Below are 16935 nucleotides of genomic sequence, written 5' to 3'. Positions count from 1 at the left end.
CGGATCGCGAACAGGGGAGACAGAAGTGCAGGTCGGGGCGGGAAGAGCGGGTCGGGGACTGGTGGGCGCGGCACTGCTGGCGGGGCTGCTGACGGCGTGCTCCGAGGGGGCCGGGAAACAGCCTGAGGAGCAGCCCGGGACCGCCGCCGGCACGCCGACTGCCGCGAAGACCGCCGAGGCGGTCGCCAAGGGCGGCACCCTCGGCCCGGCCGGCTCCGCCTGCGAACTGCCCGTCACCTTCGACCTCGCCGCCGACTGGAAGGCGGAGGCCGTCGAGGCCCTCTCGGCCGGGGACAGCGAGGCGGTCGCCGACCTGCTGCGGCAGGGCCCGGTCTCCGCCGCCTGCGAGGTGGACGCCAAGCCGGCCGGCCACATCGGCTACCTGCGCGTGTGGACCGGCGAGCCCGGCGACGACGACCCCCGCAAGGTGCTGCAGGCCTTCGTCGCCGCCGAGGACGGCAACGCCCAGGAGCGGTACCGCACCTTCGCGGCCGACAGCGGCGTCACCGGCGCCGAGGTGGCGTACCGGCACACCAACGAGCTGCTGGGGGAGACCAAGCAGGAGCACGCCTTCGCCGTCGTCACCGACAGCGGCCCCGTCGTCGTCCACCTCGGCGGCCTGGACGACGAGGAGCACCGGGACATGCTCCCGGCGTACGAACTGGCCCGGAAGTCCCTCCGTACGGGCTGACCCTCAGGCCAGGACCGTCTCCCAGGTGTCGACGGCGTAGTGCACCGTCATGCCGTGGCGGCGGTACAGCTCCGGCGCCCCCGTGGCGTTCGAGGTGTCCACACCGAGGCCGACCGTGTCCCGGCCCAGCGCGGCGAACGAGGCGAAGGCCTGCCGCAGCAGCAGGCCGCCCAGGCCGCGGCCGCGCGCCTCGGGCAGGACGCCGATGCTGCGGATCCAGCCCATGGCCTCACGGTCGTTGCGCGAGAGCAGGAAACCCGTCTCGCCCAGGTCGTCCGTCTCCACGAGCCACACCAGGGACCAGTCCAGGGCGTCGGCGTCGATGTCGCTCAGCCAGGCCTCGAAGGAGCGCGGCTGGAAGTCGAAGTGCTGGGCGAACGCCGTCTGGTAGAGCCGGTGGACGAGCGCCTTGTCCGCCTCCGTGGCGCAGGGGCGTATCCGTACGCCGTCCGGCAGCGCGGGCGGCTGGTCGTCGGCGCGGTCCACGGGCCGGCGCAGCACGTGATAGCGGCGTACGTCCTGCCAGCCCCGGTCGCGCAGCCGTGCGGTGTCGGTCGTGGGACGCACGTTCAGATGGAGGTGGACCACCGCCCGCTCGGCGCCGTTCTCCCGCGCCCGCTCCAGTGCCCTGGCCTCCATCGCGGTGAGGACGTCGAAGCCGGCCTGCTGATGGTCGGGCAGCACATAGTGGTCGATGTCGATGCGCTCGCCGCCCGACTCGTCCCACAGCAGCCCGTACGTGACCAGCTTGTCGGCGTCGAAGGCGAGCCAGGAATCCCGTTCCAGGTCGGCCTCGGGATGCTTCAAGTCGGCTTCGACGGTGTGCAGATCGGTCTCGGCCCGGCCGATCTCGATGAGGTCGACGGCGTTGAGCAGGTCGGTGATGGCGGGCGCGTCGGCGAGCGTGGCCGGACGGACTGTTGCGGGCATAGGGGTCAGCGTCGGGGGAGGGGGACGAGCGCCGCAACGGGTTTTCCTCGGCCAACGGGCCTTTTGCCGTGCGGGCCGCCCGTACTCCTTCCCATGGGTCGCCTGTATGCGGGACGCGCCCGCCCGCTCTTCCGGACGGGGCCTGCCTGTTTTCCCAGAACTGGCCCGCCCGTTCTCCCGCACACCCGCCCCGCCGAAATGCGGTTGCCCGGTGTCCCCGGGACTGACAGGGTCGCGATCATGGCCACCTTCTCGGCGTTCGACGGAACGACGCTCGCCTACCACGTCTCCGGTCAGGGAGAGCCGCTGGTGTGTGTGCCCGGCGGGCCGATGCAGGACTCCGCCTACCTCGGGGACCTGGGTGGGCTCGGGGCCCACCGGCGGCTGATCATGCTCGACCTGCGCGGTACCGGCGAGTCGGCGGAGCCGGAGGACACGGGGAGCTACCGCTGCGACCGGCTGGTCGACGACGTCGAGGCGCTGCGGGCGCATCTCGGTCTGGAGCGGATGGACGTACTGGGCCACTCCGCGGGCAGCAACCTCGCTCTGCGGTACGTCGAGCGGCACCCCGACCGGGTCGACCGGCTGGTGCTGGTCACGCCGAGCCTGTTCGGTGTCGGCGTGCCCGTGCCGGGGGAGGCACGCCGCGAGGCCGCGCTGCTCAGGCGGGACGAGCCCTGGTTCGCGGAGGCGTTCGCGGCGCTGGAGGACATCGTCGCCGGCCGGGCGACGCAAGAGAGCTGGCAGGCCATGGCCCCCTTCGCGTACGGCCGTTGGGACGCTGCCGCCCGGGCTCACCGCGCCGCCGAGGCGACGCAGCGCAACCAGCAGGCCGCCGCCGTCTACGGCTCCGAGGGCGCCTTCGACCCGGACGCCACCCGCGCCGCACTCGCCGGATTCCACCGGCCGGTGCTCGTGCTCGCGGGTGAGCTGGACCTGAACTCCCCGCCCGGCCCGGTGGCCGAGCTCGCCACCCTGTTCCCGGACGCGCGTCCGGTCGTACAGCCGGGGGCCGGGCACTTTCCGTGGCTCGACGACGGGTCCCGGTTCGTGACGGCCGTCGAGGATTTCCTCAGCTGAAACCGAGGCCGGGGCTTGGCGGCGGGCGTCAGGCCGATGCCGGTGCCGCGTCCGAGACGGGTCCCGCGGCGTGTTCGGCGATGTCCGCGCGGTCGAGCAGCTGACGGGCCAGTTCACGGGCCTCCGTCGCGGTGAGCGACGCCCAGATGCCCGGTCCGCCGTCCCGATGGCCGCCCACGTCCAGCGTGACGCGGCTGATCGGCCGCTCCTCAGGCACCAGCTTGAGGCACTTCACCACGATCCGGCGACCGCACTTGGTCACCAGCTCGGTGGTTCCGGCCGTACCGGACACGTCCCGACCTGTCGCCGCCATCCGTTCCACGCCCCTTCTTCCGCAACGCCGTTGGAGGCCCCGGCCGGCATCCGCCGGGTCGGGGGAGTGCGGGCCCGACCCGGTTCGTTCCCGGTCGTGGCCTCGCGGTCCGCACAACGCCGAGGGGGGCCGGGCCATTCCTGGCGCGGGGCCATTTGTGGCAGAAGGGCGTCGGGTTTTTCGTGGCAGCGGGAGGGGCGCCGGCCACCCCGCGCCGACGCCCCTCGGATCCGTTGGTCAGGGTGGTCAGTCCGGCTTGCCGCGGCCCGTCAGCGCGTCCCGCATCCGGTCGACCAGACCCATCCCGGGGGCCAGCAGCTTGTTCGCCGGCGGCTTGTCCGGGGCCGAGGGGTGCGGGCGGGTCGGCGCGGTCTTCTTCGCCATGCGGACCTTGTCGCCGAGGTCGTCCAGCATCTCGGGCGGGCAGGCCGTGCGCAGCATGGGGAAGAGGTTCTCCTCCTCGTCCGCCACATGGGCACGGATCTCGGTCATCAGGTCGCCCATCAGCCGGTCGAACTCCGGGTCGTCGGCCTCGCAGCCCTCCAGGTCCTTCATGATCCGCTCGGCCTTGGCGTGGTCCTCCAGCTCGCGGTCGGCCATCGCGTCACCGTTCGCGATGTGCTCGCGCACGGCCGGGTAGAGGTAGGCCTCCTCGGCCACGGAGTGCCGTACCAGCTCCATCGTGACCTGATCGGCGTACATCTTGCGCTGGTTCCTGTCACCTGACGGCAGCGCCTCGATCCGGGCGAACAGGTCCTCGACCTCCCGGTGATCGGTCATCAGCTCGTCGATGACGTTCCCACCGTGACCCATGTCCTTCACCTCCAGCGTGAGCACGACGGGTTCCGGACGGATCCCGCCGGCGCCCGAGTGCCCCGGGCCCGACGCGCTACACGGCCCTGCGGTGAGTAGCGCCCGGCCGGTGCAGCGTGACGCCGCCGGCGAGCGGGGTACTCGCCGGGACAGCCGGCCGACCGCCGCAGGGCGTTCTCGAACAGGTGTTTTACCGGCGGCCGGGCCCGGTGGGTGATCGTGCACGCGTCGGCGGTCGGCCCACGCCCGCCGGCTGTGCGGCACGCGTCACCCGCACCGCCCGCCGCGGGAGCGCGCGAGCCGGTGCCGCCGCACGCACGGAAGGAACGGCAGTCCATGAACGGTGTCGCGCACACGCTGCGGGCCCTGTACGACGGTGAGCAGGCCCTGGAGAGACAACTGGCGGCCACGGCCGAACGCCACCGCGGCGACCAGGAGATCCACCACGCCGCCATCGACCTGGCCCGCTGGTCCCACGACCACCGGGCCCGGCTCGCCCGCACCGGCCGGCTCTACGGCCTGGACCTGCCCCTCCCTCTGGTGGACGGCAAGCGCGTACGCCGTCTCGTGCGCGACACGGCCGCCCGCACCCGCCGCGCGGAGCCCGGCGCCGGTCTCCTCGACGACCTGCTGGAACTGCACCTGGCCGCCACCCGCACCTCCCTGCACTGGGAGATGCTCGCGCAGGCCGCGCAGGCCGGCCGCGACGAGCGTCTCCTGGAGCTGGTGATCACCTGCCGCCCCCGCACCTTGCGCCAGATCCAATGGACGCGCACGCTGCTAAAGGAGCTGTCCCCACAGCTGCTCACCCGCGACTAGGGCCACGCCCGGACCGGGCAGGCTGCCCGGAACAGCACATCCGGGCCGCGCCACAGGGCCCGGACCCCGCCGGTTTCCCACGACGGCTTCGGGCAACTCGAGCCCGAGCCCCCCCGGCCCCACGAAGCGCGCCGGAAGTCCCGTCCCCGCTCGGAACAGGAGTCCCGGATGGCCCTCACCCAGAGCCGCGTGCCCCCCGCCACATCGACCGCGCCGAGGATCGGCGTGCTCGGCTCGTTCGGCGGCTTCAACATCGGCGACGAGGCGATCCTGCTGTGTGTGCTCAGCTGCCTGCGCTCCCACCGGCCCGACGCCCGGCTCGTGGTCTTCAGCCGCGACGCCGAGCACACCCGCACCCACCGGCGCGACGCCGACGAGGTGGTCCACTGGGAGGGCGTACCGCAAAAGCCCGTCCTCGACGCCCTGCAGAGCCTCGACCTGCTGGTCGTCGGCGGCGGCGGATTCCTGTACGACGGTGAGGCCCGGCGCTATCTGCGCCTGGTCAAGGCCGCCCAGGACCGGGGCGTGCCCACCTTCGCCTACGCCGTCGGCGCCGGCCCCCTCAGCGAGCCCGCCGACCGGGAGGCGGTGCGCACGGTGCTGTCGGCCATGGACGAGGTGGTGGTCCGCGACGAGGAGAGCCACCTGGTCCTGGAGGAGGTAGGCGTCGAACGCGAGATCACCGTCACCGCCGACCCCGCCCTGCTGCTGCCCCGCGAGCCCTTCACCGAGCAGATGATGCGCCAGGAGGGCCTGCCGACCGACACCCGGCTGGTGGGGATGTCCGTGCGCGAGCCCGGCCGCGCGGCGGAGAAGCTCGACGAGGGCGACTACCACGCCCTCCTCGCCGACGTCGCCGACTTCCTCACCCGCCGCATGGACGCCCATGTGGTGTTCGTGCCCATGGAACGCCAGGACGTCCACCACGCCCACGCCGTGCTGTCACGGATGAGCGCCCCGGACCGCGGCCGCATCCTGCACAACACCTACAGCCCCGGCGAGATCCTCGGCTTCATGAACCACCTGGACCTCGTCGTCGGCATGCGGCTGCACTTCGTGATGTTCGCCGCGCTGTCCGGGCTGCCCGTGCTGCCGCTGCCGTACTCCGGCAAGGTGTTCGACTTCGCCCGCCGTATGGGGGCGCCGGCGCTGGTCGGCGTGGCCCGCGAGCAGGCCGGGCTGATGCTCGCCGAGGTGGACCGGCTGTGGGACGAGTTCCCGGAGCGCCGGGAGGCGCTGGAGGTGCGGATGCGACGGCTGCGCGAGCTGGCCGGGGAGACCTGCCTGCGCTGCGGGGTCCTGCTGGACCGCGTCGACGCCGCCGCCGCGGCCCCCGGGCGGATCCGGCACGAGCACATCGAAGGAGTCTGAACCACAGCCCGCGCACCCCCAACCGAGTGGACGGGAAAAGACCCATGCCGATCCTCGAACCACCCCGCGAGACCCGGACGGTCACCCTGCCGCCCCGCGCGGCCCGCCACGGGGGCCGTACCGACGTCCTCGTCGTGGGCGGCGGACCGGCCGGCACGGCCGCGGCGCACGCGGCCGCCGACGCGGGCGCCGACGTCGTCCTGGTCGAGCGCTACGGCTTCCTCGGCGGCAACGCCACCGCCGCCCTGGTGATGCCGCTGATGTCCTTCCACAACGAACAGAAACAGGCCGTCTTCGACGAGTCCGGGGGCGACAACCGGCTGCTGCCGTCCGACCACGGCGAGGGCGAACCCGTCGTCGCGGGCTTCCTGTGGCAGCTGCTGGAACGGCTCGACGCGCGCGGCGGCTGCATCCCGCCCTCCCTGGACACCGGCTACACCGTCCCCTTCGACCCCGAGATCTTCAAGCTCGTCCTCCTCGACCTGCTCGACGAGGCGGGCGTACGGCTGCTGCTGCACTCCTTCGCCTCCTCCGCGCTGCCCCTGGACGACGGCTGGCGGGTCGTGTTCGAGACCAAGTCGGGACCCGTGGTGATCGACGCGGACGTCGTCGTCGACGGCACAGGGGACGGCGATGTCGCGGTCGCCGCCGGAGCGCCGTACGAGGTCGGCAGGCCCGAGGACGGGCGGGTGCAGCCGATGACGCTGATGTTCCGCATGGCCGACTTCCAGCCGGAGGGATTCGCCGCGTACGTGCGCGAGAACCCCGACCAGTGGCGCGGGGTGCACGGCCTGTGGGACCTGGTCGAGCAGGCCACCGCGGAGGGCGAGCTGCGCCTGTCCCGCGAGGACATCCTCTTCTTCGGCACCCCGCACCCGCGCGAGCTCAGCGTCAACAGCACGCGCGTCACCAAGGCCCTCGGCATCGACGTGTGGGACCTCACCCGCGCCGAGGTCGTCGCCCGCCGCCAGCTGGAGCAGATCGACCGCTTCCTGCGCACCCGCGTCCCCGGCTTCGAGGAGGCGTACACCGTGCAGAGCGGCACCCAGATCGGCGTCCGCGAGACCCGCCGCATCCTCGGCGACTACCACCTCACCGGCCATGACATCCTCGGCGCCTGCTCCTTCCCGGACGTCATCGCGCACGGCGCCTACCCGGTCGACATCCACAACCCGCGCGGCTCGGGGACCGTCCTCAAACGCGTCCCGCGCGGACGGTTCTACGACATCCCGCTGCGCTGTCTGCTGCCGCGGGGGGTCGACCGGCTGCTGGTCGCCGGGCGCTGCATCTCCGGCTCCCACGTGGCGCACTCCTCCTACCGGGTGATGCCCATCGCGATGGCCACCGGCCAGGCGGCGGGCGCCTGCGCCGCACTCGCCGTGCGCTCGGGGAAGCTGCCGCGCGAGGTGCCCTACCCGCTGGTGCAGCAGGAGCTGCGGCGCCAAGGGGCGCGGGTGCAGGACGCGGCCGTGGTCTGACCTCAGCGGCCCTCGTCGTCCGGCCAGTCCACCTCGCGGGGCGGTGACTCGAGCAGCGTGTCGCCCGAGGCGTTGCCGCGCAGGTCGTTGCCGTGGACACGGCCGCCGACCCAGGTGCCCTCCGGGGTGATGCGTACGCCGTGCGTCTGCGTCTTGGCGTGCTGGTCGTCCCACATCCGGTTGTCGTACAGCTGGAGTCCCGACACGTGTGCGGCCACGGTGAGCCCGGCCCGGGGCTCCGGGGGCTCGGGCAGCCGGTAGGCGGTGCCGGGCGCGGGGGTGCCCTCGCCCCAGGCGGTGTCCGCGCCAGGCCGCATCGGGGCGAGCGCGAGCCGCTGCTCGGTGTTGTACGACACCAGCGCGCTCTGCGAGCCGACCTGCACCCGCTTGCCGCGGTGCCCGTCCGGACGCCAGTCGGCGTGCTCGTCCGTGATCCACAGCGGGCCGTAGCGGACGCCGTCCCCGCCGCCGGCCGTGGCCGGTGCCGCCCGGCGGCCGTTGTTGCGCAGCCGGTTGCCCGCGATCGCCGCCTCCCGCAGATCCGCGCCGATCCGTACGCCGTCCAGGGCGTTGTCGCGGATGTCGTTGGCCTCCAGCACCACGTCCGCGGCCGGCTCCTGGTCGCCGCCCTCGAGGTTGTGCTGCCAGTAGCCGTACCGGCCGTTGGCGCTGATCCGGTTGCCGCGCACCGCGTACGGGCCCGGCGTGTTGCCGATCGCGAGACCGTCGCGCAGATTCCCGTCGATCACACACCCGGTGACGATGCCGCCCCGGCCGCCCACACCGGCCGTGCCCTGCGAGGACACGTCGAAGCCCGCCAGATGGTTGCCGAGCATCGTGCACGAGGTGACCAGCAGGCCGTCGGCGCCCCAGTCGGAGATGCCGTAGCGGTTGTCCTCGGTGTGGCAGGCGGTGATCCGGATGCCGCGCGGCGGCGGCCAGTTCTCCTGTTGGAGCTCCACGAAGATGCCGTTGGTGCCGTTGCCGATCGCCGTGCAGGCGGTCACCGTCAGCCGCTCGACCGCGCCCCAGCCGCCGATGCCGATCCCGATGCCCGCCCCGCCCATGCACTCGCCCGGGTCCTGCCGCCCGCACCGCTCGGCCAGCACCGCCTCCACGACCGTGTCCTGCAGGAAGTCGCAGCCGAAGCCGGTCGCCGCCGTGTCGTGGATGTACAGGTCACTGAACCGGCCTCGCCGTACGTACTGCAGGCCGAGACCCTTGGCCAGCGGGTCGTACCGCTCGGTGTGCACCCGTGCGCCGTCCACCTCGAAGTGGGCGAAGGTGAGGTCCGTGAGGGCGTTGTCCGGGCCCGCCCCGTGCTCCTGCGCGGTGAACCAGGCCAGCGGCACCGGCTGCCCGGGCGCACCCGGGTTGCACAGCACGAAGCAGGTGGCCCCCCGTCCCGCCCCGATCAGCGACACGCCGCTGCGCCACAGGACCGGGCGGTCCCGGATCACGAACCGGCCCGCCGGCACCTGGATCACCCGCGGCCGTCCGTCCGCGGCACAGGCCGCGCCGAGCGTGTCCACCAGGTCCTGGAGAGCGGGGCCGTCGTCGGCACTGCCGTCACCGGACAGACCGTGCTCGCGGGCGTCGACGGTCAGGGGCAGGGCCATGGTGCGCTCCTCTCACGTGCTGCCGACGGTTTGCCGGTACGGCCCCGGGTACCCGGCCGGTGCCGCGTGCGCGCGACGGCATGACGGTGGAAGGGCCGACGGCCGGGCCGGGTCCGCGGTACGCCCGGCCGGCCGTCTCACCGGTGGTACAGCCCCACCAGCGTGCCGCTGGCCACCTCCCGCTCCTCCAGCACCCGGTGCACCTCCTCCGCCGAGGGCTCGTCGGGCAGCACACACGGCTCCCTGAGCGCGTAGAGGCGGAAGAAGTAGCGATGGGCGTCGTCACCGGGCGGCGGATGGGGGCCGCCCCAGCCGCGCCGGCCGTAGCCGTTCATGAGATCGGTGCCACCGCGCGGGTGCTCACCGCTCCCCGCCCCGTCGCTGTGCGGGTCGATACCGACGCAGACCCAGTGCACGAACGTCCCCGACGGCGCATCGGGGTCCTCACACACCAGGGCCAGCTCCTTGGCGTCGTCCGGCACCCCGGACCAGGCCAGCGGCGGAGAGACGTTCTCACCCTCCAGCGCATACCGGCGCGGGATGTAGGCGTGGTCGTCGAAAGCGCTGCTCTTCAGCTCGATGCCGGTCATGATCCCGGGGTACCCATGGGGCGGCTGGGCATTCGGGGGTGGGGGACCTTCGGGGGGTGGTCGGGTGGTGGGTCGGCTTGCGGCTGTCGGGGCATCGGGCGGGTGAGTCGGGTCGCTGGGGGAGGTGGGCTGTTCGGCTCGCCCCGGGTGGTGGGTCGGCTGCCTGAAGGGGGTGGCGCTCTGGCGGCGGTCCGGCGGACCGGCGGTGCGTCGGCTTGCCGGATGAGGTGGGCTTCTGTGGTGGCGGTCGGGGTGAGTGGGCTCGCCTGAGGGGGCGGTTCTCCCGGGGGTGCCCAGGTGGGTGGGGCCGCTGGGAGGGCTGTTCGGGCGCGTCCCTGGGCGGTGAGTCGGCTCGCGGGCGGGGTCGGTTCTCCGCGGATTCGCCCAGGCGAATGAGTTCGCTGGCGGAGGTCGGTTGTCGGGCCGCGCCGGGTGAGTCGGGTCGCTGGCGGTTGGCTGTCTCGGGTGCGACCCGGGTGTGTCTGTTCGCTGGAGAGCTTGGGCTGTCCCCGGGGCGCCCGGTTGAGGCGGTTTCCCTGGGGGAGGTCGGCTGTGCGGGGCGTCCGGTTGAGCCGGTTCCCTGGGGAAGGCCAGCTCGCCAGGGGCGTCCAGCTGAGTCGGCCCCCCCCCGAAGAACGCCGGCCCTCCAGGGGCGCCCGAGTGAGTCGGCCCCCCGAAGAACCTTCGCCCACCGCCGCGCCCCCGATGTGGCGGAGGACACGGAAGCGGTGGCTTCCCGACATGTCCGGCAGGTGAGGGTGCGGGCTACCGTGGTCTGCATCCCAGTGACCGAACCGACGCGGACGGCCCGGTAGTGCTCGCAGACTTCTCCTCCCTCATCGCGGCGACCACCCGCTGGCTGGCGTGTGCCTACCCGCCCGGCGGGGGTGCCCTGGCGGCCGCTCTGTGCGAGGCGCAGGCCCGGCAGGCGGTGACCGTGGCCGCCTGGCTGCGCTACCCGACGCCGATGGACGCCGCACTGGTCTCCCTGGCCGGCCCCGGAGGCTCCGCGCGGCTGGACTGGATCACCGGCGCGGACGCGGGCGAGTCCGGCGAGGACGGTTCCGGCTGGCGGACCTGGGTCGACGAGGTCGTCGTGAGCTGGGCGGCGTGCCTGCTCACCGACCCCGTGCTGGCCGCCAGGGGCGTGGCCGCCGCGACGAAGGCCGAGTACGCGCCCGTGACCCCGCTGGGCTTCCGGAGGCTGACCGACCCCGACGCCCACGACCACCAGGCCGCGGCCCTGCTGCGCCACCCCGACCTGCTGGCCCCCGTCGCCGCCCTCCACCGGTCGGACCTCCTGGACCGCCTGGGCCTGACCGCCTGACCCGAGGGTCTGTGTGGGCACGGTTTGTTGCGGCGCCCCACCCTCCCGACCAGCCGGATCCGCCCCCGCAGTGCAACAAACCGTGCCCACACGTCCTTGTGGACCTTTCGAGGAGAACTCGAGGACGTCTTCCGGTGCGGGCCCCGGACGGGCACAGTCGGGAGCCGTGATCGACGGGCATTCTGACCCCGGGGAGGACATCGATGGCAGCTCACGGCGGCCCGCCGCGTGAGGGCACCGCGGCGGAGCCGGAGGGGATCGGCAGACGCAGGTTTCTCGGATACGTGGTGGCCGCCTCCACCCTGACCGTGGCGGCGAGCCTCGGTGAGGGCACGGCGGCGTCCGCGGCCGTGCCCTCGGTCCCGGGCCCGGCCGAGATCTACGACCTCAACGACATGCTCACGCACGCCACCCTGCCGACGGCCGGCCTGATCACCATCCGGCTCGACCCCGACGGCACGGCCTCCTTCGCCCTGCCGCGCGCCGAGGTCGGCCAGGGCATCACCACCTCCAGCGCCATGCTCATCGCCGAGGAGCTGGACCTCCCGCTGGACCGCATCAAGGTCACCCTCGCCGACGCCCGGCCCGAGCTGCTGTTCAACCAGCTCACCGGCGGCTCCAACACCACCATCTCCACCTTCACCCCGATCAGGGTCGCCGCGGCCGTCGCCCGTGGCCGTCTCCTCAAGGCAGCCGCCCTCGAACTGGGCGAGACCGTCGAGTCGTTGACGACGAAGACGGGCACGATCCTGTCCACCGCCACCGGCCGCAGCCTGACGTACGGCGAACTCGCGGCGAAGGCGGCATCCCTGGCGACCGCTCAGGTCCAGGTCACCCTCAAGGACAGCGCCGACTTCACCGTCATCGGTACCCCGCGGCGCCGCCTCGACGCGCTGGACGCCGTGACCGGCCGCAAGCGGTTCGCCATGGACGTGAAGGTGCCCGGTGCGCTCCCGGCGATGATCTGCCGGCCGCCGACGATCAACGGCACCGTCCGCTCGGTGGAGAACCTGGCCGAGGTGCGGGCGATGCCCGGCATCACCGACGTCGTCACCGTCTCCACCGGCGTCGCCGTCCGCGGCCGTACCTTCGGGCAGTGTATCGACGCCGTCCGCGCCCTGAAGGTCACCTGGGCGCCCGGCACGGCCGAGGGCAAGTCCGACGCCACCGTCCTCGACGAACTGCGCCGGGCGGAACTCCCCCTGGTCGTACCGCCGTTGGACCTGCTGACCAAGGCCGTGGACGAGCGGTTCACCTTCCACTTCGCCAGCAACAGCGCGCTGGAGACCAACTGCGCCGTCGCGGACGTGAGGGAGGACTCCGCCGAGATCTGGGCCAGCCTGAAGTCCCCGATCGTCGCCCAGGAGCAGATCGCGCTGCGACTCGGTCTGCCGCCCGGTGCCGTCAAGGTCCATGTCACCGAGGGCGGCGGCTCCTTCGGCCGCAAGCTCTTCCACGACGCCGCCGCCGAGGCCGCCGAGGTGTCGCAGGCGACGGGCAAGCCGGTGCGGCTGATGTGGCACCGCACCGACGACTTCCGCCAGGGTCGCGTCCACCCCATGTCCACCTCCCGGGTGCGCGCCACGTACGCGCTCGGCGAGGTGCTCACCTACGAGCAGCGGCACACCTCCGTCGCCACCGACTTCGGCCACGGCCTGGGCGAAATCATCACCGCCGAGGCGGCCCGGCTGCCCGTCGGCGACCTCACCTTCTCCGAGACGATCTTCGCGCTGACCCAGCAGAGCCCCTACCACTTCGGCGTCACCACCCAGCTGCTCGCCGAGACGGACAAAGGCTTCAACACCGGCTCGATGCGCAACATCTACTCGCCGAACGTGCGCTGCGCCCAGGAGCTGGTGGTGGACGAGCTGGCCCGGCGCATGGGCAAGGACCCGTACCGGTTCCGGCGTGCGTTCCTGAAGGACGACCGGGGCCGGGCCGTCCTGGACAAGGTCGCCGAAGTCGGCGACTGGGGGCGGGAGATGCCCGCCGGAACCGCGCAGGGCATCGCGCTGCACCCCGAGTACCACGGCTGGGTCGCGGTCCTCGCCGAGATCGACTGCCGCCCGGAGACGACCGGCCGGAAGATCCCCGACGCGTACACCGGTCCGCGCGTCACCAAGGTCGTCTGCGCCGTCGACGTCGGCCTGGCCGTCAACCCGCGCGGACTTCAGGCCCAGATGATGGGCGGCATCATGGACGGCATCGCGATCACGCTCAGCTCCAGCCTGCACCTCGACAACGGACACTTCCTGGAGGGCAGTTGGGACAACTACCGCTACACCCGCCAGTGGAACACCCCGCCCGAGCTGGAGATCGTCGTGATGCCTCCGACCACAGGAGAGCCCGGCGGCGCGGGCGAGCTGGCCGTGGCCGGGGCGATGGCCGCGGTGGCCTGCGCGTACGGCCGGGCCACCGGACGGATGCCGAGGAGCTTCCCGGTCAACCACTCCGAACCGCTCGGCTTCGAGCCGAAGCCCACCGTCCCGCCGATCCCCGCGTCCCCGGCCGACGGCCTCGACCGCGCCTTCTAGGAGTCCCCGTGCCCGAACACACCTTCATCCTCAACGGCGAAGAGGTCACCGTCGACATCGAGGACGACGTACGGCTGCTCTGGGTCCTGCGGGACGTCCTCGGGGTCACCGGCCCCAAGTACGGCTGCGGGATCGGCGTGTGCCAGGCCTGCACCAGCCACATCAACGGCAAGGCGTTCAACCCCTGCTCGGTCCCGGTGGGGCAGCTGCGCCCCACCGACGAGGTCACCACCATCGAGGGCCTGCCCGCCACGGTCGGCCGCGAACTGCACCCGATGCAGGAGGCCTGGCTGGAGTACGACGTGGCGCAGTGCGGCTACTGCCAGCCGGGGCAGATCATGACGGCCGTCGCCAAGGTGCGCCAGGCCCGCGAGGAGGGCCGCGAGATCACCGAGGCGGACCTCGACGAGATCCGCAACGTGTGCCGCTGCGGGACGTACCACCGCATACGGCAGGCGATCGTGGCGGGCGCGAAGAAGTACTGAGCCGGACCTCTACTCGTTTCTTTGATTAGTCAACACCGGTGTTAGCTTGGCTGCCATGGCACTGCGACACGCGCTCATGGCGGCCCTGCTCCGGGGCGAGGCGTCCGGCTACGACCTCGCCAAGGAGTTCGACGCCTCGGTCGCCAACTTCTGGACGGCCTCGCCGCAGCAGCTCTACCGCGAGCTGGAGCGCATGGAGGGCGACGGGCTGATCGCCGCCCGGGTCGTGGAGCAGCAGCGCCGCCCCAACAAGCGACTGTTCTCCCTCACCGAGGCCGGACACGAGGCCGTACGCGCCTATGTGGCCCAGCCGCCGGCCAAGCCCACGGCCATCCGGGACGAGCTGATGGTCAAGGTGCAGTGCGCGGACGTGGGCGACCTCGACGCGGTGCGCGCGGCCGTCGCCGAGCGGATGGAGTGGTCCCGCGCCAAGCTCGACCGCTACGAGCGGCTGCGGCAGCGGATGCTGGCCGGCCGCACCGAGGACGCGTACTTCGCGGAGGCCGATCGCATCGGCCCCTACCTCACCCTTCTGCGGGGCATCTCCTTCGAGCAGGAGAACCTCCGATGGAGTGAACTCGCCCTGCGCCGTCTGGTGGACCGGGCGGCCGCGCGCGAGGTCTGAGCTCAGCCGAGGCGGCGGGCGACCTCGTCCAGCACGCCCTTCCAGTGGGCGCGCCGCCGCTCCCGCTCCTCGGCGCTGCTCAGATGCTCCTCGTGGAAGCGCAGGACGGCCTTCGTGCCGCCGGCCGCGGGGGAGACGGTGACCTGCACGGTCGTGGCCCCGCGGGTGACGCGGATGCGCTCTCCGGCGCGGTAGCCGCGCACCTCGCCCTCGATGCCCTCGGCCGTACGGTACGAGGCGCCCCGCTCGGTGGGCAGTGCCGCGCCCGCACCGAGCCAGAGGGCGAGCCCCTCCGGGCCGCTGACGAGGTCCCACACCGCGGCGGGCGGATGCGGCAGGGTCCGCGAGACACCGATCTCCCAGCCGACGTCCTGGGTGAGTCCTGTGGGCATGGCGTTCCCTCCCGTAGCTCGATGTAACCACTATAAGTGGTTACCGAGGCGCGGGCCAGTCCCCGGCGCCCGCCGCTAGGCTGCGCCGCACGACCACGGTCCGCCCCGGCCGGGCGGCCGAACAGCCAGGGGAAACGCATGGATTACTACGACCTCGGCACCCACACCCGCCCCGTCACGACCTCCTCGCCCGCCGCCCAGAGGTGGTTCGACCGAGGGCTGGTGTGGACGTACGCCTTCCATCACGAGGAGGCCGTCTCCTGCTTCGAGGCCGCCGTGGCGGCCGACCCCGACTGCGCCATGGCCCACTGGGGCATCGCCTACGCGCTCGGCCCCAACTACAACAAACCCTGGGAGTTCTTCGACGACCAGGAGCTCACGCGGACCGTCGAACGCACCCACGCGGCCGTCGAGCGCGCCCATGAACTGGCGTCCGGCGCGACCCCGGTCGAGCGCGCGCTGATCGAGGCCCTGCGCGCCCGTTACCCGCAGGACCGCCCCGCCGAGGACTGCTCGGTATGGAACGTGCCGTACGCCGACCGGATGCGCGACGTCCACGAGCTGGCACCCGACGACCTCGACGTGGCCGCCCTGTACGCCGACGCGCTGATGAACCTCACGCCCTGGCAGCTGTGGGACCTGCGCACCGGTGAACCAGCGGCCGGAGCAAGGACGTTGGAGGCGAAGTCGGTCCTCGACCGCGCGCTCGCCACCGACGCGGGCGCGGCCCACCCGGGCCTGCTGCACTTCTGCATCCACCTGATGGAGATGTCCCCGACCCCCGAGACGGCCCTGCCCGTCGCCGACCGGCTGCGCGGCCTGGTGCCGGACGCCGGGCACCTCCAGCACATGCCCTCGCACCTGGACGTCCTGTGCGGCGACTACCGGCGTGTGGTCGCGGACAACACCGCCGCGATCGCCGCCGACGACAAGTACCTCGCCCGCTCCGGCGCGATGAACTTCTACACCCTCTACCGGGCGCACAACCACCACTTCAAAATCTACGGCGCCATGTTCCTCGGCCAGTCCCGCGTCGCCCTGGAGGCGGCGGCGCGGCTGGAGGCCGCGATCCCGGAGGACCTGCTGCGGGTGCAGAGCCCGCCGATGGCCGACTGGCTGGAGGGCTTCCTCGCCATGCGGGTCCATGTGCTGATCCGCTTCGGCCGGTGGGAGGACATCCTTCAACTGCCCTTTCCCGCCGACCCGTCGCTGTACTGCGTGACCACCGCGATGCTCCACTACGCCCGCGGCGTCGCCCTCTCGGCCACCGGCCGTGTCACCGAGGCCGAGGCGGAGCGCGAGGTGTTCCGGGCCGCGGTCGCCCGCGTGCCGGAGTCGCGCACGCTGTTCAACAACACCTGCGCCGACATCCTCGCCATCGCCTCGGCCATGCTCGACGGCGAACTCGATTACCGCAAAGGCGACTTCGACACCGCCTTCGCGGCCCTGGAGCGGTCCGTCGCCCTGGACGACAGCCTGCCGTACGACGAACCCTGGGGCTGGATGCAGCCCACCCGCCACGCGCTCGGCGCGCTGCTGCTGGAGCAGGGCCGGGTGGTGGAGGCCGAGGCCGTGTACCGGGCCGACCTCGGCCTGGACGACAGCCTGCCGCGCGCCTGCCAGCACCCGGGCAACGTGTGGGCGTTGCACGGCTTCCACGAGTGCCTGGTCCGCCTCGGCAAGCTCGGGGAGGCGGGCATCGTCGCCCAGCAGCTGAAGCTCGCCACCGCCCTGGCGGACGTACCCGTCGAGGCGTCCTGCTTCTGCCGGCTCGACACCAAAGGCCCCGATTCCGGGGCCGGGGACGGGTGTTGCGCCGGATCACCCGCCGGATCACACGATCGTAAAAGGTGAACATTTCTCACGTT

General features: G+C 72.7%; 16 protein-coding genes. 10 read left to right on the top strand and 6 right to left on the bottom strand.

The features are described from left to right. Positions 1–61: 61 nt before the first annotated feature. Positions 62–691 (top strand): lipoprotein, encoded by a 630-nt coding sequence (locus RKD23_RS03870; protein WP_424852311.1) that lies wholly within the window; start codon positions 62–64, stop codon positions 689–691. A 3-nt stretch (positions 692–694) separates the two neighbouring features. Here the strand turns inward: RKD23_RS03870 and RKD23_RS03865 are convergent, their stop codons facing one another. Then, the gene (locus RKD23_RS03865) at positions 695–1621 is read right to left on the bottom strand and encodes an N-acetyltransferase family protein (RefSeq protein WP_424852310.1); all 927 of its coding nucleotides are present in this window, start codon (positions 1619–1621) and stop codon (positions 695–697) included. 240 nt (positions 1622–1861) lie between these two features. On the opposite strand from RKD23_RS03865, the gene RKD23_RS03860 reads away from it, so the two are divergent. After that, a complete protein-coding gene (locus RKD23_RS03860) occupies positions 1862–2701 on the top strand; it encodes an alpha/beta fold hydrolase (protein WP_424852309.1) in 840 nt (279 codons plus the stop codon). A gap of 28 nt (positions 2702–2729) precedes the next feature. Here the strand turns inward: RKD23_RS03860 and RKD23_RS03855 are convergent, their stop codons facing one another. Both RKD23_RS03855 and RKD23_RS03850 read right to left on the bottom strand, forming a co-directional pair. After that, the gene (locus tag RKD23_RS03855) at positions 2730–3014 is read right to left on the bottom strand and encodes a hypothetical protein (protein ID WP_424852308.1); all 285 of its coding nucleotides are present in this window, start codon (positions 3012–3014) and stop codon (positions 2730–2732) included. A gap of 246 nt (positions 3015–3260) precedes the next feature. Next, positions 3261–3827 carry a hemerythrin domain-containing protein gene (locus RKD23_RS03850; protein ID WP_424852307.1) on the bottom strand — a complete coding sequence of 189 codons (567 nt, stop codon included), beginning with the start codon at positions 3825–3827 and terminating at the stop codon, positions 3261–3263. 336 nt (positions 3828–4163) lie between these two features. Here RKD23_RS03850 and RKD23_RS03845 point away from each other — a divergent pair, with 336 nt between their 5' ends. The 3 genes from RKD23_RS03845 (at position 4164) to RKD23_RS03835 (ending at position 7495) form a co-directional block, all read left to right on the top strand. Beyond that, on the top strand, positions 4164–4646 hold the full coding sequence (locus tag RKD23_RS03845) for a hypothetical protein (RefSeq protein ID WP_424852306.1): 483 nt from the start codon (positions 4164–4166) through the stop codon (positions 4644–4646). Between the two features lie 168 nt (positions 4647–4814). Then, a complete protein-coding gene (locus RKD23_RS03840; RefSeq protein WP_424852305.1) occupies positions 4815–6017 on the top strand; it encodes a polysaccharide pyruvyl transferase family protein in 1203 nt (400 codons plus the stop codon). A gap of 44 nt (positions 6018–6061) precedes the next feature. After that, the gene (locus RKD23_RS03835) at positions 6062–7495 is read left to right on the top strand and encodes an FAD-dependent oxidoreductase (protein WP_424852304.1); all 1434 of its coding nucleotides are present in this window, start codon (positions 6062–6064) and stop codon (positions 7493–7495) included. Positions 7496–7497: 2 nt separating this feature from the next. On the opposite strand, the gene RKD23_RS03830 is transcribed toward RKD23_RS03835, so the two are convergent. Together RKD23_RS03830 and RKD23_RS03825 are read right to left on the bottom strand one after the other, a co-directional pair. After that, positions 7498–9114: a right-handed parallel beta-helix repeat-containing protein gene (locus tag RKD23_RS03830; RefSeq protein ID WP_424852303.1), complete on the bottom strand. Its 1617-nt coding sequence runs from the start codon at positions 9112–9114 to the stop codon at positions 7498–7500. Positions 9115–9251: 137 nt separating this feature from the next. Continuing rightward, positions 9252–9704 carry a YbhB/YbcL family Raf kinase inhibitor-like protein gene (locus tag RKD23_RS03825; RefSeq protein ID WP_424852302.1) on the bottom strand — a complete coding sequence of 151 codons (453 nt, stop codon included), beginning with the start codon at positions 9702–9704 and terminating at the stop codon, positions 9252–9254. An 814-nt stretch (positions 9705–10518) separates the two neighbouring features. Here RKD23_RS03825 and RKD23_RS03820 point away from each other — a divergent pair. From RKD23_RS03820 to RKD23_RS03805, 4 genes are all read left to right on the top strand, one after another. After that, positions 10519–11031, top strand: a complete 513-nt coding sequence (locus tag RKD23_RS03820; protein ID WP_424852301.1) for a hypothetical protein — start codon at positions 10519–10521, stop codon at positions 11029–11031. A gap of 203 nt (positions 11032–11234) precedes the next feature. Next, the gene (locus tag RKD23_RS03815) at positions 11235–13565 is read left to right on the top strand and encodes a molybdopterin cofactor-binding domain-containing protein (protein WP_424852300.1); all 2331 of its coding nucleotides are present in this window, start codon (positions 11235–11237) and stop codon (positions 13563–13565) included. Positions 13566–13573: 8 nt separating this feature from the next. After that, positions 13574–14050 (top strand): (2Fe-2S)-binding protein, encoded by a 477-nt coding sequence (locus tag RKD23_RS03810; protein ID WP_424852299.1) that lies wholly within the window; start codon positions 13574–13576, stop codon positions 14048–14050. Positions 14051–14105: 55 nt separating this feature from the next. After that, the gene (locus RKD23_RS03805; RefSeq protein ID WP_424852298.1) at positions 14106–14675 is read left to right on the top strand and encodes a PadR family transcriptional regulator; all 570 of its coding nucleotides are present in this window, start codon (positions 14106–14108) and stop codon (positions 14673–14675) included. A 2-nt stretch (positions 14676–14677) separates the two neighbouring features. Here the strand turns inward: RKD23_RS03805 and RKD23_RS03800 are convergent, their stop codons facing one another. After that, entirely contained in the window at positions 14678–15067 is a 390-nt protein-coding gene (locus RKD23_RS03800) for an SRPBCC family protein (RefSeq protein ID WP_424852297.1), read from the bottom strand. Positions 15068–15205: 138 nt separating this feature from the next. Between RKD23_RS03800 and RKD23_RS03795 the strand changes: the two genes are divergently transcribed. Next, positions 15206–16921, top strand: coding sequence for a hypothetical protein (locus RKD23_RS03795; RefSeq protein WP_424852296.1), 1716 nt, complete (start codon positions 15206–15208; stop codon positions 16919–16921). Positions 16922–16935 lie beyond the last annotated feature (14 nt).

The organism is Streptomyces sp. SAI-170, assembly GCF_049739565.1.
Lineage (GTDB): Bacteria > Actinomycetota > Actinomycetes > Streptomycetales > Streptomycetaceae > Streptomyces.
The sequence above is the reverse complement of the archived record's forward strand: the minus strand, read 5'-3'. Positions and strand labels throughout refer to the sequence as shown.